At 58.7% G+C, this 22572-nt stretch carries 21 protein-coding genes; 14 read left to right on the top strand and 7 right to left on the bottom strand.

What is annotated here, in order from left to right:
• The 5 genes from KI609_RS09200 to KI609_RS09180 are packed head-to-tail and all read right to left on the bottom strand — an operon-like array spanning nucleotide 1 to nucleotide 4803.
• Nucleotides 1–1296, bottom strand: coding sequence for a restriction endonuclease subunit S (locus KI609_RS09200; protein ID WP_226449317.1), 1296 nt, complete (start codon nucleotides 1294–1296; stop codon nucleotides 1–3).
• Nucleotides 1286–2383, bottom strand: coding sequence for a virulence RhuM family protein (locus tag KI609_RS09195; protein ID WP_226449315.1), 1098 nt, complete (start codon nucleotides 2381–2383; stop codon nucleotides 1286–1288). The genes KI609_RS09200 and KI609_RS09195 overlap by 11 nt, the downstream gene beginning before the upstream one ends.
• Nucleotides 2376–3917: a type I restriction-modification system subunit M gene (locus KI609_RS09190; protein ID WP_226449313.1), complete on the bottom strand. Its 1542-nt coding sequence runs from the start codon at nucleotides 3915–3917 to the stop codon at nucleotides 2376–2378. Before KI609_RS09190 ends, KI609_RS09195 begins: the two co-directional genes overlap by 8 nt.
• Nucleotides 3918–3939: 22 nt before the next feature.
• Nucleotides 3940–4545, bottom strand: a complete 606-nt coding sequence (locus KI609_RS09185; protein ID WP_226449311.1) for a restriction endonuclease subunit S — start codon at nucleotides 4543–4545, stop codon at nucleotides 3940–3942.
• A gap of 24 nt (nucleotides 4546–4569) precedes the next feature.
• The gene (locus tag KI609_RS09180) at nucleotides 4570–4803 is read right to left on the bottom strand and encodes a hypothetical protein (protein WP_226449309.1); all 234 of its coding nucleotides are present in this window, start codon (nucleotides 4801–4803) and stop codon (nucleotides 4570–4572) included.
• 171 nt (nucleotides 4804–4974) lie between these two features.
• On the opposite strand from KI609_RS09180, the gene KI609_RS09175 reads away from it, so the two are divergent.
• From KI609_RS09175 to KI609_RS09160, 4 genes are read left to right on the top strand one after another with little or no spacing between them, the layout of a single operon-like run.
• The gene (locus KI609_RS09175; RefSeq protein WP_226449307.1) at nucleotides 4975–5937 is read left to right on the top strand and encodes a helix-turn-helix transcriptional regulator; all 963 of its coding nucleotides are present in this window, start codon (nucleotides 4975–4977) and stop codon (nucleotides 5935–5937) included.
• Nucleotides 5934–7334, top strand: a complete 1401-nt coding sequence (locus tag KI609_RS09170; protein ID WP_226449305.1) for a PD-(D/E)XK nuclease family protein — start codon at nucleotides 5934–5936, stop codon at nucleotides 7332–7334. Before KI609_RS09175 ends, KI609_RS09170 begins: the two co-directional genes overlap by 4 nt.
• A 31-nt stretch (nucleotides 7335–7365) precedes the next feature.
• A complete protein-coding gene (locus KI609_RS09165) occupies nucleotides 7366–7569 on the top strand; it encodes a hypothetical protein (RefSeq protein WP_226449302.1) in 204 nt (67 codons plus the stop codon).
• Between the two features lie 40 nt (nucleotides 7570–7609).
• On the top strand, nucleotides 7610–9352 hold the full coding sequence (locus KI609_RS09160; RefSeq protein WP_226449300.1) for a DUF2779 domain-containing protein: 1743 nt from the start codon (nucleotides 7610–7612) through the stop codon (nucleotides 9350–9352).
• Nucleotides 9353–9444: 92 nt separating this feature from the next.
• On the opposite strand, the gene rhuM is transcribed toward KI609_RS09160, so the two are convergent.
• On the bottom strand, nucleotides 9445–9609 hold the full coding sequence (rhuM, locus tag KI609_RS22960; protein WP_226449298.1) for a RhuM family protein: 165 nt from the start codon (nucleotides 9607–9609) through the stop codon (nucleotides 9445–9447).
• Between the two features lie 147 nt (nucleotides 9610–9756).
• Between rhuM and KI609_RS09150 the strand changes: the two genes are divergently transcribed.
• The 8 genes from KI609_RS09150 (at nucleotide 9757) to KI609_RS09115 (ending at nucleotide 19286) form a co-directional block, all read left to right on the top strand.
• Nucleotides 9757–11829: an AAA family ATPase gene (locus tag KI609_RS09150; RefSeq protein ID WP_226449296.1), complete on the top strand. Its 2073-nt coding sequence runs from the start codon at nucleotides 9757–9759 to the stop codon at nucleotides 11827–11829.
• A 361-nt stretch (nucleotides 11830–12190) separates the two neighbouring features.
• Nucleotides 12191–12376 (top strand): DUF6538 domain-containing protein, encoded by a 186-nt coding sequence (locus KI609_RS09145; protein ID WP_226449294.1) that lies wholly within the window; start codon nucleotides 12191–12193, stop codon nucleotides 12374–12376.
• A gap of 545 nt (nucleotides 12377–12921) precedes the next feature.
• Nucleotides 12922–14373: a YfcC family protein gene (locus tag KI609_RS09140; RefSeq protein WP_226449291.1), complete on the top strand. Its 1452-nt coding sequence runs from the start codon at nucleotides 12922–12924 to the stop codon at nucleotides 14371–14373.
• A gap of 5 nt (nucleotides 14374–14378) precedes the next feature.
• The gene (gene arcA, locus KI609_RS09135; RefSeq protein ID WP_226449289.1) at nucleotides 14379–15617 is read left to right on the top strand and encodes an arginine deiminase; all 1239 of its coding nucleotides are present in this window, start codon (nucleotides 14379–14381) and stop codon (nucleotides 15615–15617) included.
• Nucleotides 15618–15653: 36 nt separating this feature from the next.
• The gene (gene argF, locus KI609_RS09130; RefSeq protein WP_226449287.1) at nucleotides 15654–16655 is read left to right on the top strand and encodes an ornithine carbamoyltransferase; all 1002 of its coding nucleotides are present in this window, start codon (nucleotides 15654–15656) and stop codon (nucleotides 16653–16655) included.
• A 1-nt stretch (nucleotide 16656) separates the two neighbouring features.
• Entirely contained in the window at nucleotides 16657–17574 is a 918-nt protein-coding gene (gene arcC / locus KI609_RS09125) for a carbamate kinase (protein WP_226449285.1), read from the top strand.
• Nucleotides 17558–17815, top strand: a complete 258-nt coding sequence (locus tag KI609_RS23035; protein WP_226449283.1) for an SIP domain-containing protein — start codon at nucleotides 17558–17560, stop codon at nucleotides 17813–17815. The genes arcC and KI609_RS23035 overlap by 17 nt, the downstream gene beginning before the upstream one ends.
• Nucleotides 17816–18125: 310 nt before the next feature.
• Nucleotides 18126–19286 (top strand): IS30 family transposase, encoded by a 1161-nt coding sequence (locus tag KI609_RS09115; protein WP_226450124.1) that lies wholly within the window; start codon nucleotides 18126–18128, stop codon nucleotides 19284–19286.
• A gap of 22 nt (nucleotides 19287–19308) precedes the next feature.
• Here KI609_RS09115 and KI609_RS09110 read toward each other — a convergent pair whose 3' ends face one another.
• A complete protein-coding gene (locus tag KI609_RS09110; RefSeq protein WP_226449281.1) occupies nucleotides 19309–19770 on the bottom strand; it encodes a GFA family protein in 462 nt (153 codons plus the stop codon).
• Nucleotides 19771–19890: 120 nt separating this feature from the next.
• Between KI609_RS09110 and KI609_RS23030 the strand changes: the two genes are divergently transcribed.
• The gene (locus KI609_RS23030; RefSeq protein ID WP_413463392.1) at nucleotides 19891–21423 is read left to right on the top strand and encodes a TonB-dependent siderophore receptor; all 1533 of its coding nucleotides are present in this window, start codon (nucleotides 19891–19893) and stop codon (nucleotides 21421–21423) included.
• A 79-nt stretch (nucleotides 21424–21502) separates the two neighbouring features.
• Nucleotides 21503–22375, top strand: a complete 873-nt coding sequence (locus tag KI609_RS09095; RefSeq protein ID WP_226449279.1) for a helix-turn-helix transcriptional regulator — start codon at nucleotides 21503–21505, stop codon at nucleotides 22373–22375.
• The last annotated feature ends 197 nt before the right edge of the window (nucleotides 22376–22572 follow it).

Genomic DNA, 22572 nt, shown 5'->3' with positions numbered 1-22572 from the left:
TTACGCTTCCGTCTCAGCTTTGGGCAGCTTGACACGGCGCTTGCCGGTCAGCAGTTGTGCCATCAGCGCGGACTTCTCGCGCTTGAGTGCTTTCAACTGCTCAGAGATGGCGGCTACCTCCCGGCTAGCCGTGTCCAAGATTTCGACAATGTGCTTCTGCTGTGCCAATGGGGGGATGTTGAATGGCCAGTTGAGCCAGTGGTCGGTCTTGAAAATCATCTTTTCAATATGCACGCCAATGCTGGAGTGAAAGCACGTCTGCTGAAAGTACCTTGACTCCGATAGATACCGCAAAAACTGCAAATCGATCTGACCGTCCGAGTTGAGAACGGCGTATTCGTTGGAGACCACCGCACCGTCTAGTTCTGGCGGTACAACGCCGCACGCTCCGTGCACGATCTGGCGTTTTGAAATCAGAAAGTCACCCGCCTGAACATAAAACTGTGTCGGCGTTTTGACCTCGTTGCCTCGCAAGTTTGCACGCAATTCCACGCCACCACGGGAGCGTTTGACAGTCACCAGCGAGTAGGACTCCTCGTCCACCAGGACTACCGGGCGTCGCACTTCCCTCAGGTGGTCGCGCAGGTGAATACGCCGCCAGCCTGAAGGTGTTGCTGGCAAGTTTGGTATACCCGGTTGCACTGAGGCCGGGAAGCCGCCGTTGTCGGCAGGCGCCATAGCATCGGGGTTGGCGGAAGGGAGATGCAAGTTAATGCCGATCAGCGCTTGTCTCTGCGTTCGGCTGTTGGCCAGCAACCGCTCCGAGGTGGCTATGGCTTGATCCCAGATGGAGAGAATGCGTGCGATGCGATTCTGTTCGGCAAGTGGCGGCAACAAAACAGGAAAAGACTTCAACTGTGAAGAGTTGATGCTTGCTAAGTTGGTACTTCTTTTTGCACAACTAAGAAAGTACACCCGCCCGTACTCGCTCCCCGATAAAGCCGACAAGAACTGCGGGTTGACCAACTCATTCCTAGCTCTGACCGAAAAAACGTGGTTCTGATGAAGGCAAGGGTCAATCTCACCGTCCCATACTGCCCCACGCCCTAACTTGTCGAAATCACCACCCTCTGTCATCAATATGTCGCCCCGCCGTAGCGAGTAGCGTTCAACCTGTAGCCTTTCTACCGCAATGCTCTTGACCTCAGCGAGATCAATATAACCATCCTGCACATTGGCTACCCGTAGATATGGCAATTCCACCGGATCAAGCAAACCTATCTTGCCCTTCGCCAATCCAGTTCGTACTTCGGCAACCTCATGAAGGGGGCGACGACTCCAACCTTTAGGCAGCATCGCGCCCTCCCTTCTTCTTTGTCAGCCGTTTTGCTACCTGTCCCAGGTCGGTAAGGGTCTTTTCATCAGCTGAGCCCACGCCCAGCATTCGCACGGCATACGCCTCACCGTCAGCCTCTAGCGCTGCACGCCGTTGAGCAGCGAACTGCTCGTACTCGCCTTGCGCATGGGCCACTGCTTGCTTGTGCGACACCTTGCCAGCGCCCACCAGCACCTTGCGGTCGTTGAAGCTAAGGAAGGCGTCGAGCTTCTCGGCCCAGTCTTTCAGGAAAACCTCTTTGCGGCGCGTAGCCTGGTCTTCGGCAAAGTCCAGCCACATGGTGACGATGCGATTGAGTTCGCTGATTTCACTCTCGGCCAGGTAGTTCTTGGCCACGCTGACATCGGCCTTTTGCACCTGACCCTTGCGAGTGCTGGTGAGGCCCATGTTGGGCTGGGTATGGTCGGCACGGGTGCGGATGATTTCGGCCGCTGTCTGGCCGCACACGGCATAGTGCAGCTTGTTTTGAATGATGCGGAAGAAGGCGGTAGTTTCTGGCAGCGTGGGGGCGTAGTCGGCTGCCAGGGCAAAGATTTCGCGCACGCGAAGGTACATGCGGCGCTCGCTGGCGCGGATGTCGCGAATGCGTTCCAGTAATTCGCCAAAGCGGTCGGGCACCACGGAATCACCCACAGGCGGGTTCTTCAGGCGCTCGTCGTCCAGCGTGAAGCCTTTGAGCAGGTACTCGCCCAGACGTTCTGTCGCCCAGCGGCGGAACTGGGTACCACGGGCTGAGCGCACGCGGTAGCCAACAGCCAAAATAGCTTCCAAACTGTAATAGTCGATCTGGCGGTTGACCTGCCTGGCCCCCTCCTGGCGAACTATTCGGAATTTCCTAATAGTTGCCTCGGGTTGTATTTCGCCATCGGCAAACAGCGTTTTCAGATGTTCGTTGACGGTGGGGACGGACACCTGAAACAGCTCAGCCATAAGGGCTTGCGACAGCCATAGCGAATCATCCACAAAACGGCACACCACGCGGGTGCGCCCGTCTTCGGTTTCATACAGTAGGAATTCAGCTCCTGGCACTGGCGTGGATTCACTCATAGCCCAGCTCCTTGAGGTACACGGCCATCTGAGCTTCCAAGCTCACCAACTGAGTCTTGAGCTGTTCACGCTCTTTGCGCACGGCCATCAGGTCGATTTCAGCCTCTTTCTCGAAGGTATCCACGTAGCGGGGGATGTTGAGGTTGAAGTCGTTCTCGGCGATTTCAGCTGGGGTTGCAAGGTAGGCGTATTTCTCAACGCCCTTCCTTGCCTGGGCTGTGCTCAGAATGCGCTGCAGGTCGACTTCACGCAGGACATTTTGGTTCTTGCCTGCTTCATATTCGCGGCTGGCGTCGATGAACAGCACCTTGTCGTCGGCTTTGTTCTTGCGAAATACCAGCACGGCGGCGGGGATGCCCGTGCCGTAGAAGAGCTTTTCAGGCAGGCCAATCACCACGTCGAGCAGGTTTTCTTCGATCAGCTTCTGGCGGATGCGCCCCTCGGCTGCGCCACGGAAAAGCACGCCGTGCGGAACAACGACGGCCATGCGGCCGGTGCCGGGCTTCATGGTTTCGATCATATGCAAGATAAAGGCATAGTCCCCTTTGGTTCGCGGCGGTACACCCCGACGAAAGCGGCTGAACTTGTCGGCGTCAGCCCCCTCGAAGCCCCACTTTTCCAGACTGAACGGCGGGTTGGCCACCACGATGTCGAAGTGCTTGAGGCTGGCGGCACTGTCGAGCAACTTGGGGTTGCGGATGGTGTCGCCCCACTCGATGCGGTGGTTGTCCTCGCCATGCAGAAACATGTTCATCTTGGCCAGGGCCCATGTACTGCCAATGGCTTCTTGCCCATAGAGCGCGTACTTGCGCGAGCCTGTGCGCTCGCGGATGAGGCGGCCACACTTCATCAGCAGCGAGCCGGAGCCACAGGTGGGGTCGCAAATTTCGTCGCCCTCTTGCGGTGCCATTAGGCGCGCCATCAGTGACGACACCTCTGGCGGGGTGTAGAACTCGCCCGCCTTCTTGCCGCTGGTGGAGGCGAAGTTCTTGATGAGGAATTCGTAGGCGTTGCCGATCACGTCGAGCTGGCCGACGCGGCTGGGGCGCAGGTCGAGTGCGGGTTTGGCAAAGTCTTCCAGCAGGTGGCGCAGGATGTCATTCTTCTGCTGTTCGTCACCCAGCTTGTTGGAGTTGAAGCTGATGTCCTGGAACACATCGCGCAGCTTGGTGATGTTGGCCTCTTCAATGGCGTGCAGGGCCTTGTCGATCCGCTCGCCGTTGCCGGGGCTGTGGCGCAAGGTGTGCAGCGCATAGAAGCTGGCACTGGCGGGCAACACAAAGCGCTCGTTCTTGAGCATTTCCTCGATCAGCTCGGGGTGGTCGCCGTACTGCTTTTTGTAGGCGTCGTAGTGGTCTTGCCAGACGTCCGACACGTATTTCAGGAACAGCATGGTCAGGACAAAGTCCTTGTAGATGCTCGGGTCTACGGTGCCGCGAAAGGTGTCACATGCGGCCCAGACGGCGGCATTGATGTCGTCCTGGCTGACCGTTGAGCTAGAAGTGGATACGGTCTGGATGGCGGTGTCGTTCATGGTCTTGTATTTCCGGAGATGTTCAACGGGCGGCCTGGGCGGCGTGAGCGAGGCCTTCGGCGAGCGCTTGAAGTTGCTGCTCGCGGTTGTGAATGAGTTGGTGGAGGGCGTGGCGCTCGCGACGCGCGAGATCGGTCAGGGCAACGATGCGCTGCTGGTCCGCCAGCGATGGCACTGAAAGCAATAGCGATTCCAGCACCGGGCGGCGGATGCTCAGTTGGCTGCTGCCCTCTGCCGCCTGTTGAAGCTGGCGCTGGAACGGTGGTTGATTGATCTGCCATGCCAGAAAGGCTGGCACCAGAGGTGTTTGTAGGGCAACCTGAAGATGGAAGAAATGCGGGCTACAAACGGCTTGGTTGGGCGGCTCGTCGATGCAGACCGCGTAGAAGCGTGCACCTTTAGAGACAAACAGCACGTCGCCCGCCTTGAGCCATTCCGGCTGCTTTCTACCGGCGAGTGCAGTGCGCGTGACGCCGGGCCAAAACACTCCATGTTCGGGGTCAACGTCCTTCATCTGAACAGCCAAGGCGTCCGCGTCGGCGGCCTCCTCGATGGAGCCGCGGAAGGGGTAGCCGCTCTTAACAACGGCGAGCGCCCCAAGGTTTGAAATTATTGCGTCAATCGACATGACGCAAATGTATTCGAAAAATCATCAACCATCAAGAATTAATGCATCAATCGTTTTGATGCAAAAACTTTCGCCAACTTCCTCCATGTGCTTGTAGTACCCAAATAGGCAGAAGGCGCGACTAGCCACCAGCTTGGCGTGCGCCACCTCCAGGCGGGTCCGCAACCCACCGATGGAGAACCTGAGCCACTGTGGCAGATTGCCCAGCGTGTCCAGGATTACCAGAGCTGCATAGGCCAGCAATCCTAATGCTCCCATAGTGCAGCCAAGCCGCGCCCCCTTGTCAAACCAGCATGCGAGTGAGCTTTGACATACCGCGACACATTCCGTCGCAACTCACAGCTATAGTGCAAAGTATCAAAACGTTACACCATGCCCGCCCAAACCACCCGAAACACGCTGGCCCGTCTGTGGGAGCTGCTCAAATGCTTGCCCAAGAGCGGCACTGGGAAGTCTGCCCAGCAGTTGAGCCAAGATCTTCAGGTGCGGGGATTTTCGGTGAGCAAGCGTCAGGTGGAGAGGGACCTGCATGACTTGTCCGCCAGCTTCTCCTTGCATTGCAACAAGGCGGGCACTCCGTATGGCTGGCGTTGGGCCAACGGTGCCCATACCGAGCTTGCTGGGATGGATGTGGCCGAAGCCCTGTCGCTGCACTTGGCAGAGTCTGCGGTGCGCCCGCTGTTGCCCCAGTCGATGCTCAAAACACTGGAGGCCAAGTTCCAGCAGGCGCGAGCCAAACTGCAGGAACTCAGCAGCACTAATCCGCTATGCCATTGGCAAGACAAAGTACGCAGCATTCCTGCCCAACTGCACCGTGAGTTGCCCGAAGTGGACACCGCAGTCGCCAGCACGATCCATGAAGGCTTGCTGTACGACGAGCAGTTGGATGTGGAATACACAGGACTGGGCGCCACGGCAGCCACCCCCCTTCGACTGCACCCTCTTGCGCTGATCCAGCGCGGCCCGCTGACCTATCTTGCTGCAACGGCGTGGGAATATGAGGACATCCGTCTGTACGCGCTCCACAGGATCACTGCGGCACAGCGCACTTACACGGCGTGCAATCGGCCTGCAGAAGGTCAGCTAGATGCTTGGCTGCAAAACGGCGCTGCGCAGTTCGGCAATCAGCAAACCATGCAGCTACGCTTAAAACTGTCCGAAGACCTGTTACGCCTGGTCGCCGAATCGCCGCTTTCCACAGACCAGGTGATGAAGCAAGACACCTTCCATGCCACAGTGCAAGACAGTTGGGAGCTGCGCTGGTGGATTTTGTCGCAAGGGGCTGGCATTGAAGTTCTGGAACCCATGACTTTGCGTGAAGAAATCGCGCAATCGCTGCGAGACGCCTGTAAGCGGTATGACACGCCAGTAGAAACAGAAAGCCTGCAATGATCCCCCCGTTAAACCCTGACCTGGCAGCGATCACCGGCGCACAGCTCCATCCAGTGCGGGACATCCTGAACGAAGTCATAGCGCTGCAAGGACGCCAGAAAGCACAAGAGACCCGTAGAGCACGCGAACTGCTGCAGCACCCTCTTGTGCATGATTTGGTGCTGACAGAAAAGGTTCGACGGCGGCTGACCGGTGAGCGCCACAACATATTTGAGGCGCTGGGCGTTGCTCACAAGGAAAACTACCATTCCCGCTTTATTGGCTACCTCTTCAACCCGAGCAGTGAACACGACCAGGGCGATGCGTTCTTGCGCGGCTTGTTGAAGTGGGCCGCATTGCAGATTGATCTTTCATCCGCTGTTCGCGAGTCCATCAGCGCGTACCTGAGCAGGGCATCGCACCGAGCTAATGCAAAGATCACCACAGAGCAGGATGCTGGTGAATACGGGCGGGTTGACCTTGTCATCGAATTGCCGGACGGCACCACCATCGCCATTGAAAACAAGGTGTATGCAGGCGAGCAAGACAGGCAACTGAGCAGGTATTGGCAGTGGCTTCGATCACGTCCAGGACGTGCTGCAGAGCAGGCGGCGCTCATTTTTCTGACCCCAGACGGCAGAGCGGGGACAACTGCGGCAGCGCGCGACATCGTGGTGTGCATGTCCTACGCGGACTTAGCAAACGTGCTGGAGCAAGGGGCTGCCGCTTGCCCTGCCACGGCCCTTCCACTGATCCAATCCGTATCTCAATACACCCATCTTTGCAGAAGCATTGCTATAGGAAGTGCACCCGTGACCAAACCCAATCCTGAAATCCAAGAACTGCTGGAGAGCCCTGCGCAACTGGAAGCTGCATTTATGCTGGCCGAACAGTTGGAAGAGAAAAAGAAAGCCATTCCTAGGGACTTTGCGCTTCATGTTGTCGAACTTCTGAACCAAAGGCTGCAGGCAGCCAGCCTCTATCAAAAGCCATGGGTGGCCAGACTTGAGGCTGACAACGGTCTCCTCTTTGGCATCGGAATAGACGGTGCCTTCGGCGACCACAGCAAATGCGTGGCAGAAGCATGGAATGGCACGCTCATTGGCGGCTGGCGCAAGGCGTATGAAAACCAAGGCTTTGCAGACGACGCTTTGCGCGTTGAAATGACGCAAAAGCTGGCAGGCAAATCGGACTCGTGGTGGCTTTGTTGGACAAGCCTTTCCGGTCCCGCCAGAGAAGCAGGTTCCGCCGTTGCAGGATCAACCGAAGGACTCCTTTTTCTCCACGAAGACAACCGTGACCCCACGCATCCGAATGCCCAGCGCTTGGCTCAGGAGCTTTGGACTTTCTTCGCACCCTTTCAAGAACGGATGAGCGCGTTGTACTGCCCTTCTGATGACGCGCTCCCTAACGGCTAAATCCGACTTGTGATGAAAGAACCGAAGCCCTATGACCTACGCAGCAAAGATCGAAGGCACCAACGTCAAGATCGTTGAAATCCGCACCAACAGCACCAAGCGCACGTTTGGCTGTGCCAGCTACAAGGGCGCCAAGTCCGTCAACATCACCAGCGATCTGGCGGCAGTCACCTGCGGTGACGGCAAGGTGCGTGTGTACGACATACGCACGGGCTCGCTCAAACGCACGCTGTAGTACAGCAAACACGCAGATCAGCACCTACTTGCCTACAACGATGAAAACTCCTGGCCTGTCCAAGTCCCGTATCGCTGCCTGGCGGCAGTGCCCGCGCAAGCTATGGCTGCAAGTGCATCGGCCTGATCTGCTGGATGCGTCCGAAGAAGCGGAACGCGGACACCAAATTGGCTATGAAGTCGCAGAGGCGGCTCGTTCACTGTTTCCGAACGGCGTTCTCATTGAAGGCGAAGCCGATTTGCAGTCGGCACTGGACGCAACGCGCAGCGCCATGCAGCAATTCCCCGACCGCCCTCTGTACGAAGCGACTTTTCAGCACGACAACGTCTTGGTGCAGGCCGATCTCCTGCTGCCTTCGCCCGCAGGCTACCGAATGGTCGAGGTGAAGTCTTCTGCAAGCGTCAAGCCCTACCACCTGGACGACTGCGCCTTGCAAGCTTGGGTTATTCGACAAAACGGCGTTTCGCTCAGTGCCGTCGAACTCGCCCACATCAACACAGACTTTGTTTACCAAGGCAATGGCGACTATCAAGGGCTGTTGCAACATGCACCGTTGCATACGGACATTGGGCCGATGTTGGAAAGCGTGGTCCACTGGGTTGATCAAGCACGCCTGGTACTGCAGGGGACTGAGCCCGCCACTGCCACTGGCGCGCAATGCGATGATCCTGTGGAGTGCCCTTTCAAATCGCACTGCAGCGTATCCGCCACAGAGGAAACGCCTGAGCCCGACTACACACTGGACGTGCTTCCGCGCATGCGATCCGCACTCAAAGACGAGCTGCGAGCACAAGGGGTTTTCGACGCTTTGCTGGTGCCCGAGGAGCACTTGAACGAGGTTCAGTTGCGAGTACAGGAGTGCAGCCGCACTGGTCAAATGTGGCTTTCCGACGCAGCAGCCCGTGTGTTGGAAGCCCTGCCCTATCCACGCTATTACCTGGATTTCGAGACCATCAAGCTGGCTGTGCCACGCTGGGCGAACACGAGCCCCCACCGCACGCAGGTGCCGTTTCAGTGGTCTTGTCACACCGAAGAGGAATCAGGAGAACTGCAGCACGCCATGTTCCTTGACGTGACGGGCGATGACCCGCGCCGACCATTCGCGCAAAGCCTGGTGAACGTGGTGGGCGACACCGGCCCGATCCTTGTGTACTTCCAGGCGTTTGAGAAAAGCCGCATTGCTGAGCTGGCGGCCTTGTACCCAGACTTGGCGGAACGGCTGGAAGCCATCAACGACCGGGTCATTGATTTGCTCCCACTTACGCGGGAGAGCTACTACCACCCCCATATGCGTGGGTCGTGGTCTATCAAAGCGGTGCTGCCTACCGTCGTCCCTGATTTGGACTACGGACAAATTGCGGTGAGCAACGGTACCGCAGCCCAGACTGCGTATGCAGAAATTGTGCACCCAGCAACCACAGCAGCGCGCCGCGAGCTGCTGACAGAGGGGCTGCGCGAATATTGCACGCTCGACACAATGGCGATGGTGCGGCTCGCGCATTTCTTGAGTGAAACGACTTCTTGGCGGTACTTCCTGCCAGACCTCGACAAAGAGTTCGGCGCATTTCACCTAGGCACACAAGACGGCGCATTACTGCACCGGGCGGCTGAACTGCTGCGCGAACGGTGCCGACTGGCCGACAACCGAGTGATCACCGATCCTATTGCGTGGCTACAGAGGAAGCTTCGGACCGGGTATTTGAGAACGCAAGCGCTGGTGGCTGAGTTGGAAGCGTTCAGTGTGTTGTCCCCTGCAGCTCAACGTACTCAAGCAGAGTTTTAAGGTAGCTGCTTCTCAAAATACCGCTTGCCAACCATCTAGCCGTCGTTCTTCGGGCGCTCGTCATCCATCGCAAAGCTTTTGATGGTGAACGACTAGATGATGGCTGTGGCCCACTTTCTGAACTGCACTGTGCGCTCGGAATTGACTTTGTAGTCAACGGCGATGATTGCAGCCAGGTTGAAATGCTTGGTGTTGCAGCTTTTTCCATCGGGGACAGTTACTCGAAAATTTCGAATAACTGAATCCTCGACCAGCACAAGGCATGGGGGTGGCGGTAGGTGCAGGCATGGGCATCAGCACTTGCCAACAATGGGCTATTTCCGAAAAACATACGGCACTTAGGCCCGACACATTCTGTCGCCGCACTGCGGATGATGACTCCTCCCATCAACAGGAGAATCGCCGTGGCCTATCACTGCCTCAGCCGTCCAGAGAAACTGGCACCGCACGTCACGCTGTGGATGCTGCGTCTGCTTACGTTGCCTACCGCGTTACGCAATTTCGTGCGCAAGGATGACTTTGGTAACGACGACATCGCCCACGCCTTGGGACTGGGCCATTGGATCGACTCGGAAGATCACCCGTTCAACCCCAAAGCCGTGCGTGCGGAGCTTTATCAGCAATTGGAGAAAGCACAGCAGGTTTGCGCCAACGTGCCCTTGCCTCCCTTGCTACAGCGCAATGTGCAGCGTCTGACAGAGCTGGTGGGTCTAGAAGCCGTCGATGCACAAATACTGGCGTTTGCCGTGTGCCTTCGCACCGACTCACTGCTTGAGGACGCAGCCGATCAGTTGGAAGCACTCACATCCATGCAGTTGTTTCAAACCCTGACCAAGGTGCTCAATGTGCCCGATGAGCAGGTGCGTCAGGCGTTGAGCAGCCAGGGCCTGCTGGCACGTTCGGGCCTTGTAGTTGTTAATCGGAGGGAAGCGTTCTACCTGAAGAGCAAACTCGAACTGCTCTCGCGCTCCTTCGCCGATCAGTTGATGTCCTGCGACGCCGACCCGATCCATCTGCTGCGCGGCAAGATTCAGCCCACCGCACCCGGGCATTTGCGTCTGGCCGACTATGGACACATCCAATCCACGCTCGACATCGTGCGCCCCTGGCTACGCCATGCGCAGGGCACGCAAAGGCGCGGGGTCAACGTCTTCGTGCATGGCGCATCGGGCACGGGCAAGACTGAGTTGGCCCGCGCCCTTGCACAGGATATGAACTGTGAGCTGTTCGAAGTTGCGGCAGAGGACGATGATGGCGATCTGAGTGACTCCAAAGACCGTCTGCGGGCCTACCGCGCTGCGCAAAGCCTTTTGTCTCAACGCAAGGCGTTGCTGCTGTTCGACGAAGCGGAAGGCGTTTTCACAGCCACCTCGCTAGAGCCCAGCGCAGCGCAAACACACAAGGCCTGGCTCAACCGCATGCTGGAGAACAACCCCGTGCCCACGCTCTGGTTGTCCAATACCGTGCGTGGAATAGACGCCGCCTTCATCCGCCGCTTCGACATGGTGTTCGAGCTGCCTGTGCCGCCCCGCAGCCAGCGCAATCGCATCATCCAGGCGCATTGCGGCGAGCTGCTAGACGCCTCCCAGCTGGCCCGTGTAGCCAACGCTGAGCACCTAGCCCCCGCTGTCGTAGCTCGCGCTAGCGCCGTGGTGCATGCCATCAAGCCGGAGGTCGGCCACACAGCCAGCGCTCAAGCCTTCGAGCACCTGATCAGCCACACCCTTGAGGCCCAGGGCCACGGCCCGTTGCCGCGCAACGCCTCAAGCTGGCTGCCGGAGGAGTTCGACCCGGCCTTTGTCAATGCGGACACAGACCTGATCGCTCTGGCTCAAGGAATTGCAGAGACGCGCAATGCCCGCCTGTGTCTTTATGGCCCGCCGGGGGCAGGCAAAACGGCCTTTGGACACTGGCTGGCCAAGCAGCTTGACATGCCTCTGTTGGTGCGCCGCGCGTCCGACCTTCTGTCAAAGTGCATTGGCGAGGCAGAAAAGAACATCGCTCGTGCCTTCCGCGAGGCCGAGGAAGACGGCGCGCTGCTACTCATCGACGAGGTGGATAGCTTTTTACAAGACCGACGGTCCGCTCAGCTCAATTGGGAGGTGACGCAGGTGAACGAAATGCTCACGCAAATGGAAGCGTTCAATGGCGTGCTTGTTGCCAGCACCAACCTCATGCAGGGGCTAGACCCCTCCGCGCTGCGCCGTTTTGATTTGAAGATCAAGCTGGATTTTTTGCGCACCGAGCAAGCCTGGGCACTATTGCAACGCCACTGCTCACACCTGGGACTGCCTGCGCCTGGCGGTGCCGAGCAGGCAGGGCTGGCGCGCTGCAGGCATCTCACTCCCGGTGACTTTGCCACCGTGCTGCGCCAACATCGCTTTCGCCCCGTGCGCGGCGCCGATGCGATGGTGGTAGCTCTGGAGGCCGAATGCACGCTCAAGCAGGATGCCCAAAACCCCGTCGGCTTTGTTTGACACTACATTGAACCGGCGAAGAAACGAACCCCACAAAGCGCGTGCAATCCAATTCCGAAATGCTCGATTTCGCAAATACCCAGAGAGCCGATAACCGATGTTTAAGGAGAGTGCTCGGGCCGCGCCTACATCATCGCGCGCCACTTCTCCAGCACATCCCCGCGCCGGTCGGCTGCCTCCACTTTAATGCCCACGATGTGTGGTCGCGCTGCATACGCCGCAGCAGGCGGTGAGTGTGATGTTGAGGTCTTGATCCGCTTTTCGTTGTACGCGCGGATGTAGGAATCAAACGCTGCGACGAATTGCTAGTGAATGAGTGACCTTAGCTGGTTGTAAAGAGCATCAAGCAAAAGCCTCTACCGTGACCCGATTCCCCGGCGTACATCGCCGCGCCGATTCCGGCATCTACCAATTCGGCCTTCGTGCCCCCCAAGACCTCCTCGCCCACTTCCCCGGCGGGTGGGCCATCCGTGCCTCGCTCAAGACTGCCGACTTCAAGGAAGCCAACGCCAAGGCCAAAGTGCTCCCAGCCGCTCCGATTGGATGAATTTTGGATTCACTTCGCCGCGTAGCGTCGCGACCCAAAGTGACTGAGTTGCCGTTCTCACTTGATCTGTAAAACACGACTGGAGTGGTAGCTGGTCGCGCAGGCCCATCTCGGCAGGCCCTTCGTCGCGCCACAAAAACGGACTATTCGGCATCCGCTCGGATTGCGAACATCCTTTTCGTTGCAAGCGCTTGCACAACATCTATTGGCGCTGGTTTGGCGCAGCCTCAATCTCCACGTTCTTGGCTTTGAGGGCGATTCGTTGTTTCAAGGGCGGCACTACGTCCGCCGACCTCCTACGCTCTGACAATTACTTTCACCATAAGTCGGCCGGAGGCGACGTGCTCTCACTGGCCTCCCCAGAAACCAACCGCCATTTCGGATCTGGGTGTGAGGCTCCAAGACCTGAATGGCGAGAAGTTTTGCCGCACCCTTGACGCATGTCAACTTGCATCGGTCGCTACACACCCATTATTGGGTGAGACGCTGCGCAAGCCCCTTGCCATCCTGAGGTGGATGCAGCGGTGTCACGAGAGGCACACACCATGAAAAACCAGGCACGTCCCAGAGCAATCTTGACGCCCGCTCCCGCGTTTCAGGACCGATTCCCCACCGCCTACACCATCCTCTTCGGGCTCATCATCCTGATGGCGGCGCTCACCTGGATCCTGCCCGCGGGCCAATACGACCGCGTCGCCAACCAGGCGCTGGGCAAGGATGCACCGGTACCCGGCACCTACAAGGTAGTGGAAGCCGCACACCAAGGGGTGCTCGACGTGATGATGGCGCCCATCTCGGGTTTCTACAACCAGGCCACGGGCATGGCCAACGCCATCGACGTGTCGCTCTTCGTGCTCATCATCGGCGGCTTCCTGGGCGTGGTGAACGCCACAGGCGCCATCAACACCGGCATCGAGCGCGTGATGCTGCGGTTGAAGGGCCGCGAAAAATGGATGATTCCTGTCCTGATGCTGCTGTTTGCCGCAGGCGGCACCACCTACGGCATGGCGGAAGAGACGCTGGCGTTTTACGTGCTGCTGCTGCCGCTGATGATTGCGGTGGGCTACGACGCACTGACCGGCGTGGCCGTCATCATGGTGGGCGCAGGAGTTGGCGTGCTGGGCTCCACCATCAATCCGTTCTCCACCGCCATCGCGTCCAATGCAGCCGGTATTCCATTCACGCAAGGGATGGTCTTGCGGCTGGCCATTCTGGGATTGGGCTGGCTGATTTGTGTGGGCTACGTGATGCGTTACGCCGAGCGCGTGCGCAAAGACCCGTCGTCTTCCCTGGTGGCCGACCTCAAGACATCCAATGAAACCCATTTCCTGCGAAATCGCGTGAGCCATCGAGACGCCCTGCTCAGCGGGCGCCAAAAGCTCATCCTGATTCTGTTCGGCGCCACCTTTGCAGCCATGGTCTGGGGCGTGGCGCTGCGAGGCTGGTGGATGGCCGAGATGTCCGCCCTCTTCCTGGTGTCGGCCATCGCCGTCGGGCTGGTGGACTGGATGGGCGAGAAGCCTTTCACCACCGCCTTCGTCGATGGATCGCGCGAGCTACTGGGCGTGGCGCTGGTGATTGGCTTGGCGCGGGGCATCGTAGTCATCATGGACCAGGGCAAGATCACCGACACAATTCTGCACACCTTCGAGGGATGGATGGGTGGCATGTCCGATGTGGCCTTCGTGAATGCGCTCTTTGCCACTGAAGGCTTGCTCAGCTTGCTGGTGCCATCCACCTCCGGGTTGGCGGTGCTGAGCATGCCCATCCTCGCCCCGCTGTCGGATTTCGCGGGCGTGCCTCGCCATCTGGCCGTCACGGCGTTCCAGACCGCTATCGGCATCACCAATCTGATCACTCCCACTTATGCCGTGGTGGTGGGCGCACTCGCCATCGGCAGAGTGCCTTATCAACGCTGGGTGCGTTTCATCTGGCCGCTAATGCTGATGCTGGCCTTGCTCAGCATGGCATCGTTGAGCGCGGCGGTTCTGCTGTGAACGCGATGCCCGAAGCGCAGGCGAGCGTCAACCGCCTGGGTGTGTATTCCGAGGTCGGCAAGCTCCGGCGCGTACTGGTGGCCTCGCCGGGCCTGGCCCATGAGCGCCTCACCCCCGCCAATTGCGACGCCATGTTGTTCGACGACGTGTTCTGGGTGCAGCAGGCGCGCACCGACCACTTCGACTTCGTATCAAAGATGGAGGACCGTGGCGTCGAGGTGCTCCACATGGACCGTTTGCTCAGCGAGACCCTGGCCCTTCCCGCCGCTCGCGACTGGGTGCTGAGACGCAGGGTCACACCCGACCACGTCGGCATCGGCATGCTCGACGAACTCCGTGGCTGGTTGTGGGAGCTGCCCCCGGAGGCGCTGGCGCGCTATCTCGTCGGTGGCATTGCTGTGCAAGATCTGCCGTTCACACCGCACGGCATGTTCGGCCCTTACCTTGGGTCCGATGGTTTCGTGCTGCCGCCGCTGCCCAACCTCATGTTCACCCGCGACACCAGCGCCTGGATCTACGGTGGCGTCACCCTTAACCCGATGCACTGGCCCGCCCGTCGGCAGGAGACGCTGTTGACGGCGGCCATCTACCGTTTTCATCCGCTGTTTGCGCAAGCCGGGTTTCCGGTCTGGTGGGGCGACCCCGATGTGGACCACGGCCCCGCAACGCTGGAGGGTGGCGACATCATGCCGATCGGCAACGGTGTGGTGCTGGTGGGCATGGGCGAGCGAAGCACGCCGCAGGCTGTGGGCCAACTGGCGCAAGCCCTGTTCGCGGGTGGCGCCGCGCAACGTGTGGTGGCCTGCCAGATGCCGCCGTCGCGCGCGGCCATGCACCTGGACACGGTTTTCTCGTTTTGCGACCGCGACACCGTGACGAGTTTCGTGGAGGTGGCGGCGCAGATCGTCTGCCACAGCCTCTACCCTAACGACCAGGGCGGCATCGACTACCGGCGCGAGACGCAACCTCTCTTCGACGTGGTTGCGCAATGCCTCGGGCTGAAGCAACTGCGCGTCATTCCGACCGGTGGCGACGGCTACGAACAGGCGCGCGAGCAATGGGACGACGGCAACAACGTGATCGCCCTGGAGCCCGGCGTGGTCATCGGCTACGACCGCAACACCCACACCAACACGCTGCTGCGAAAGGCCGGCATTGAGGTCATCACCATCCGTGGTAGCGAACTCGGCCGCGGTCGCGGCGGCGGGCATTGCATGACCTGCCCGCTGTGGCGCGAGGCTTGATGCCCTCCCCAGAACCCGACCCACGAAAGACATACCATGGCATTCAACCTGCACCAACGCAGCTTCCTCACGCTGCGCGATTTCTCGGCTGGCGAGATCGACTTTTTGCTCAAGCTGGCCGCGGACTTAAAGAGCACAAAAAACACCGGCACGGAACAACCCATGCTGCGCGGCAAGGAGATCGCGCTGATCTTCGAAAAGGATTCCACACGCACCCGCGCTGGCTTCGAAGTGGCGGCGCATGATCAGGGCGCCACCGTCACCTACCTGGGTCCATCGGGCAACCACATCGGCCACAAGGAGTCCATCAAGGACACAGCCCGAGTGCTGGGGCGTGTGTACGACGCGATCGAGTACCGTGGCTACGGACAGTCGGTGGTCGAGACGCTAGCCGCATGGTCGGGCGTGCCCGTGTACAACGGACTCACCGACCAGTTCCACCCGACGCAGATCCTGGCCGATTTTCTCACCATGCGCGAACACGCCGAGAAACCGCTGCGGAAAATGGCCTTCTGCTTTCTGGGCGACACCGGCAACAACATGGGGTCCTCGCTACTGACGGCAGCCGCCAAAATGGGCATGGACGTGCGCCTGTGCGGGCCGCAGAGTTTGTGGCCGCACCAGGACATTGTCGATGAAGCCAGAGGCTTGGCCCTGGAAAGCGGAGCCCGCATCCTGCTGACCGAGGACGTGGCGCTCGGTGTGAAGGATTGCGACTTCCTCTACACCGACGTCTGGGTGTCCATGGGGGAACCCGAATCGGTCTGGGCCGAACGCATTCGGCTGCTGCTGCCTTACCAGATCAACTCCCGGACGATGGAGATGACGGGCAATCCGCGCGTGCGTTTCATGCACTGTCTGCCCGCATTTCACAACACGGAGACCGAGGTGGGCGCACAGATCGAGAAGCTGCACGGCATCACCGCTATGGAGGTCACCGACGAGGTGTTCGAGAGTCCGGCGTCCATCGTGTTCGATCAGGCCGAGAACCGCATGCACACCATCAAGGCCGTGCTGGTGTCCACGCTCGGCGGCTGACATGGCACGCGTGGTGGTGGCACTGGGCGGTAACGCCTTGCTTCGACGAGGCGAGCTGGTAAGCGCGTCGACGCAGCGCGACAACATCCGCTGCGCAGCGCAGGCGTTGGCGCAACTCATGGCAGATGGTCACCAATTGGTCGTCACCCACGGCAATGGCCCACAGGTTGGCTTGCTCGCGCTGATGGGCGAGCAAGCTGGCAAGGGCGCGTTCCCGCTCGACGTGCTCGGCGCCGAAACCGAGGGCATGATCGGCTACGTGCTGCAACAGGAACTGGACAACGCCTACGCAGGGCCGGCGCAATTTGCCACGCTGCTGACGCAGGTCGAGGTGGATCCCCGCGATGCCGCCTTCAGCGTGCCTAGCAAGCCCGTGGGCCCGATCTACACCGAAGGCGATGCTCGGCGGCTGGCCGACCAGCGCGGGTGGGCCATTGCCCCCGACGGCAACGCCTGGCGCCGCGTCGTGGCGTCACCACGGCCGGTGCGCATTCTGGAGATCGAGGTCATCCGCCTGCTGATGGCGCAGGCAGTCACCGTGATCTGCGCGGGCGGTGGTGGCATTCCGGTGGCGCAACGCTCGGACGGGACCTATGTCGGAGTAGAAGCCGTGATCGACAAGGACTACGCGAGCGGTTTGCTGGCCGCCGAGTTGAGGGCAGATGCGTTTCTCATGCTGACCGACGTGTCCGCGGTCTTCACCGACTGGGGCACCCCGGCCCAGCGCGCGCTGGGCGACGTGTCACCGCAGGCGCTCGCGGCCCTGGACTTTGCTGCGGGCTCCATGGACCCCAAGGTGGAGGCCGCCTGCGATTTTGTGAACCGCACTGGCGGTCTGGCCGGCATCGGCGCGCTGGCCGATGCGTCCGCCATACTGACGGGTAAAGCCGGTACACGCGTGAGTGCTGATAAAAGTTGACGGTCCAGCTGACCCCGTCCCGCTGGCCAGTGCCGCAGAGCTGGAAGTGCAATGGGTACACCGCTGCGCCTCGGGTGCAAGCAGCTTGCCCTTGGTAGATGCCGTGCGCCAAATACGGATGCCGACTGGCTATTTCCACACCCGGATCGCTTGCGAATCCCTAAAGGCCAAGGCCCTGCGCGATTACCTCGTCACGGAATGCAAAGCCCATCCCAAATGGATTCGCGCGTCTGGCTATTGACGCAAGGGCAGCGCCGGCACGCACGATTCCTTGGATTGAAGTTCGCACGCTGCTGTGTTCGCCGTGCCGGGGCGCTACGCGCTGGCGGCCATGTAGTGGCCGCGCGCATCACGACGCAGCCAGCGCCGCCGCCAAAAAAAATGTTGACCCGGCACCTCGGGCGCTTGCGGCGTGGTGTCGTCAACTTGGCTATCTGAACCTTCCGCAGTTGAGCACTCTGAAAGCACACAATGGAGGACCACTTTCGGCGGCAGATTCAACCGGTCGATGCAACACACTAACCACCGCGTAGGCGCAAGGAGTGTTGCAGATGAAACAGCGACCAAGAATCTACTATTCAGATACCCAGAAGGCGCTGATGTGGGAGCGCTGGAAGCAAGGCTGGACGCTGCATGAGATCGGCAAGCTCTTTGATCGCGCCCACTCGTCGATCCATCGGATACTTGCAGAGACGGGCGGATTCCGGCCTGCGCAGCGATCACGTGCAGCAATTGCATTGACGTTGGCAGAGCGCGAGGAGATCTCGCGGGCGATGGTGTCAGGCGAATCGATTCGCTCCATCGCAACGCGGCTCGGGCGAGCACCGTCGACGATCAGCCGAGAGATCAAGCGCAATGGCGGCTGTGATGGCTACCGTGCAACTCAGGCAGATGAAGCGGCTTGGAATCGAGCGCAGCGCCCAAAGCGCTGCAAGCTCAGGCAGAACCGTGCATTGGCCCGGATCGTGGCTCACAAGCTGCGGATGCTGTGGTCGCCGGAGCAAATTGCAGGTTGGCTCAAGCAAACTTATCCTTGCGACGAGAGCCAGCACGTGTCACACGAGACCATCTACCGCAGTCTGTTCATTCAAGCGCGTGGCGCCTTGAAGAAGGAGCTGTTGGAGCACCTCAGACGCACTCGTGGAATGCGCCGATCACGGCACTACACACAGAAGACGGCAATTCACGGAAAGATCGTTGACGCTGTTTCGATCAGCGAGCGCCCCGCTTGCGTCGAGGACCGGGCAGTGCCTGGTCACTGGGAAGGCGACTTGGTCTTTGGCAGTGGCAACAGCCAAATTGCGACACTGGTTGAACGTCAAACGCGATACGTGATGCTGGTGAAGCTGAATGGCAAAGACTCGCAGTCGGTCGTCAAGGCACTCATCAAGAGCGCCAGCAAGCTACCGCAGGAACTGTACAAGTCACTGACCTGGGACAGAGGCTCGGAGATGCATGCTCACAAGCAATTCACGATGGCTACCGACATCCAGGTGTACTTCTGCGACCCGCGAAGCCCATGGCAGCGGGGAAGCAACGAGAACACGAACGGCTTACTCAGGCAGTACATGCCCAAGGGCATGAATCTCTCGGGTCTCTCACAGCTTCAGCTCAACGCCATTGCGAGACAATTGAATGAGAGGCCGCGCAAGACGCTGGGCTTCCACACACCCGCTGAGATGTTCAGCGAATGTGTTGCATCGACCGGTTGAATCTGCCGCCCTTAGCGGAACTTCAAATGTCAGTTGACCGTGTTGTCTTATTGGACCTATACCGCAGCCACCCGGCAACAATCGGACCACCTTCAGCACTGTCCTTCGGGTGCATTCGCCCCTCATTTACAGGCACTTCATCAAAGTCGAATGGACTCATTCCTTCAATGCAGGCGACGTTGACTCCGTATTGGTGCGGAGATGAGCGACGCTGGTGAAAGGTATAGATGCCGCAGCGCGAACAGAAGTAGTGCTTGGCTTCCCCAGTGTTGAACTGGTAAAGCGTCAGCACATCTTCCCCTTGCAGAACCTGTATATCGTTTAAGTTGGCAGAGACAGCCACTGCGCCGCGCATGCGGCAATAGGAGCAGTTGCACCTGCGGGCAGTGCGCAGACCATCGGTAAGCAGCACTGCAAAGCGGACAGCTCCGCAGTGGCACGCTGCTTGGTAGGTTGGCCGGCTATCGAGGGAGATTTCGGTCATACGAAGGCATTTTCACCGATGGCGGTTATTGGCCGATAGTACTCATTCGAAGGCGGGCATGCATTGCGGAGGCTGTTCGGGTCGCCTGAAAAAAGCACTGGAAGCACCGCACTGGCCATCTTGCTGGTTTTGTATGTACCGCAAGGCTGGTCCCAGGTCAGTGACCCGCTGCAAACGGTCAAGCCGTCCGCACCGATCGCGGCGCCGGCTGCAGACACAGCGAACCCCGACCACAATGCGGTGCCGAGTCTGGCGCCAGTCATTGTTACCGGCTCAACCGAACCGGAAGGCTACCTCAGCAAGGTCATGGTCGGTGGCAAGCAGGAGCGCAGCTTGCGTGAGATTCCGAATTCGGTTTCAGTCATCACGCGCCAGCGAATCGAGGAGCAGAACCTGTCCACGGTTACCGAGGTGCTGAACCAGATGCCCGGCGTTACCGCCATTTCAAACGACTCCACGCAAAGCCAGTTCTACTCACGCGGCTATGCCCTGGGCGTTGCTTATGACGGAATTCCTGCGCGCACCGGGCTTTCGGGTTATCAGCAAATCGACCTGCCTATTTATGAACGCGTCGAAGTGCTGCGCGGGCCTGCGGGTGTTCTCCAGGGGTCAGACGAACCGGGCGGCGTGGTCAACCTGGTGCGTAAGCGCGCCAAAGCGGACTTTGGTCTGTCCGGCTCGATCAGCGCGGGTTCGTGGAACAACTACGTTCTCAGCGTTCTTCTCAATGTTGTCCGCGACATAGGCTGTGAAGCCGTCGATGTCTGCATAGATGCTCACCGCCTCCTGACGGCGCGAGTTGCCGGGGGTCAGTGCCGGGATGTCCATCGTCGAAAACGGAGGGGTATGTCGCGTGAAAACAAAGCCTCCGAGAGGATTGTTTTTCTGGTCTTCGCGCCACTCTTTAACTATGGTTTCAGTGGTGACATCAAGGTCTTCTGCATCTTGGCAGTCCTTGATTTCGTCCTTGGTCAGTGCCGTCTTTTCCGGCGTATCGACTTCCTTGAGGCCAATCGCCAAACGTGCAGCATTCGTAAGGTAGATACCCTTGGAGGACAGGTTGCTGGCCAGTTTCGCAGCATGGTTTGCGGCATCGCCCAGGAACAATGGCTCGCGATTTCCGTTGCGCCCGTTGTTGACAGCCAGTGTCTCCCCAGTATCGATGCCAACGCGCAAGACTGCTGCTGGGATTTTTGCATCGTCATCTTTGGTCTCGTTCAGGACGTCAATCATGAGCTGTGCCGTTGCGACCGCACGTTGCACGCGTTTCTTTTCTGCTCCAGCCTCGGAGTTGTACGGTTTTGTGAAGAGAGAGTGCAGCCGCTGGTTGTGGAAGTCCACCCGCCGCGCGTCAACACGCTTGAGGATGCGATTGACGGCGCGATAGTGTTGGTCCAGAAATCGCAGCGTGCGCTTGTGGCAGTCCGGGCCTTCCACGTCAGTCACATTCAGCATCTCACGCAGATTCTGGATGTCTGCGTACATATGAACGCCGTCAACACGGTACGCCGCGTTGGTCGCGATGGACTCAAGAGACATATCACGCCCGTACTGCTTGATGGTGACGGTCTCCACATCCTCCATCTTCTTGTCGATGTGGGTACTGGCGCGTTCGTGGTTCCAAGTGTGACTCACAGCTATCTCCGGATGTAACCCGCGTGGACAAGGAGCAGTCCATTGCGTATAGTTTAATTATGGGTAGAGATTTTTTACCTGTCAACTAACTATACGCATGAAATCTGCAGTCGACAAAATTCGCTGGGGCACTGAACGGCGCCTTGAGTTCATTGAGTTCCGTCTCTATTGGGAAGGCGGTGTCCGACGTGGAGACATCACAGAAAAATTTGGGGTTTCGACCCCGCAGGCGTCTGCGGACCTTGGCCTTTACCAAAAGCTTGCTGCCGGCAACCTAGTGTATGACTCAAGTGAGAAGCGCTATGTCAGCACAGAAGACTTCAAACCGATCTTTCTAGACCTCAAGGCAGATAGCTACCTGGCCCATCTGCACGACGCGTCTGGGGACCGCGTTCGGTTGACGGATTCTTGGATGGGCGAAGTCCCGAGTACTGCTCTGATGCCCGTTCCAAACAGGCGGGTGAAATCAGATGTCCTTCGGGCGTTGATAAGAGCGATACGAGAAAAACGGTCGATTGAGATTCTGTATCAATCGATGAACAAGGAAAATTTGGATAAGGCGTGGAGATGGGTTTCCCCGCACTCTCTTGTGAACGATGGTGCGCGATGGCACGTTCGAGCTTTTTGCCACAACAGACGAGATTTCCGAGATTTCCTTCTGTCTCGCTGTGATGCCACCAAAAGCTTTGGCGAAGCCGAAAGTGACATTGACAATGACGTTGCCTGGAATGAACTCTTCGAAGTTCAGCTTCATCCCAACCCTAGTCTTAATGAAGTTCAGAGGCGTGGGGTGATGGAAGACTATGAAATGGAAAATGGCAATTTGTCCATTTTTATTAAAAAAGCACTCCTCTTTTATTTTGAAAAAAATCTTAGGCTTGACGTACCCGATGTCAAAGGAAATCCGGCAGCTACACCTCTGAAAATTCTGAATTACGAGGAGTTCAAAATCGCGATGTCACAAAGTTAATTGTGAATGCACATGAGAGGTGATAAGAAAGAAAGACTGGAATAACCTGTGGGTCGATTCCAACGTGTAGATGCATTAAAGGGATATCACTTCGATGTAACGCCAGTCACACGTGGGTTATGTGCACCTCGGCTAAAATGCTATAGGAAAAGTGAGTGCGCAGCATGGCTGATCTTGAAAGGCCGCGCGACCGTCTG

It is taken from the genome of Acidovorax radicis, assembly GCF_020510705.1.
Taxonomy (GTDB): domain Bacteria; phylum Pseudomonadota; class Gammaproteobacteria; order Burkholderiales; family Burkholderiaceae_C; genus Acidovorax; species Acidovorax radicis_A.
This window is presented reverse-complemented; position numbering and strand designations above follow the sequence as displayed.

Coding starts and splice junctions, on each gene's coding strand:
- arcA (WP_226449289.1), top strand. CDS start 14,379: ATGCCCGAAGCGCAGGCGAGCGTCAACCGCCTGGGTGTGTATTCCGAG.
- KI609_RS09165 (WP_226449302.1), top strand. CDS start 7,366: ATGACCTACGCAGCAAAGATCGAAGGCACCAACGTCAAGATCGTTGAA.
- KI609_RS09160 (WP_226449300.1), top strand. CDS start 7,610: ATGAAAACTCCTGGCCTGTCCAAGTCCCGTATCGCTGCCTGGCGGCAG.
- KI609_RS09170 (WP_226449305.1), top strand. CDS start 5,934: ATGATCCCCCCGTTAAACCCTGACCTGGCAGCGATCACCGGCGCACAG.
- KI609_RS09115 (WP_226450124.1), top strand. CDS start 18,126: ATGAAACAGCGACCAAGAATCTACTATTCAGATACCCAGAAGGCGCTG.
- KI609_RS09140 (WP_226449291.1), top strand. CDS start 12,922: ATGAAAAACCAGGCACGTCCCAGAGCAATCTTGACGCCCGCTCCCGCG.
- KI609_RS09195 (WP_226449315.1), bottom strand. CDS start 2,383: ATGAGTGAATCCACGCCAGTGCCAGGAGCTGAATTCCTACTGTATGAA.
- KI609_RS09110 (WP_226449281.1), bottom strand. CDS start 19,770: ATGACCGAAATCTCCCTCGATAGCCGGCCAACCTACCAAGCAGCGTGC.
- KI609_RS09200 (WP_226449317.1), bottom strand. CDS start 1,296: ATGCTGCCTAAAGGTTGGAGTCGTCGCCCCCTTCATGAGGTTGCCGAA.
- KI609_RS09180 (WP_226449309.1), bottom strand. CDS start 4,803: ATGGGAGCATTAGGATTGCTGGCCTATGCAGCTCTGGTAATCCTGGAC.
- arcC (WP_226449285.1), top strand. CDS start 16,657: ATGGCACGCGTGGTGGTGGCACTGGGCGGTAACGCCTTGCTTCGACGA.
- KI609_RS09185 (WP_226449311.1), bottom strand. CDS start 4,545: ATGTCGATTGACGCAATAATTTCAAACCTTGGGGCGCTCGCCGTTGTT.
- KI609_RS09095 (WP_226449279.1), top strand. CDS start 21,503: ATGAAATCTGCAGTCGACAAAATTCGCTGGGGCACTGAACGGCGCCTT.
- argF (WP_226449287.1), top strand. CDS start 15,654: ATGGCATTCAACCTGCACCAACGCAGCTTCCTCACGCTGCGCGATTTC.
- KI609_RS09190 (WP_226449313.1), bottom strand. CDS start 3,917: ATGAACGACACCGCCATCCAGACCGTATCCACTTCTAGCTCAACGGTC.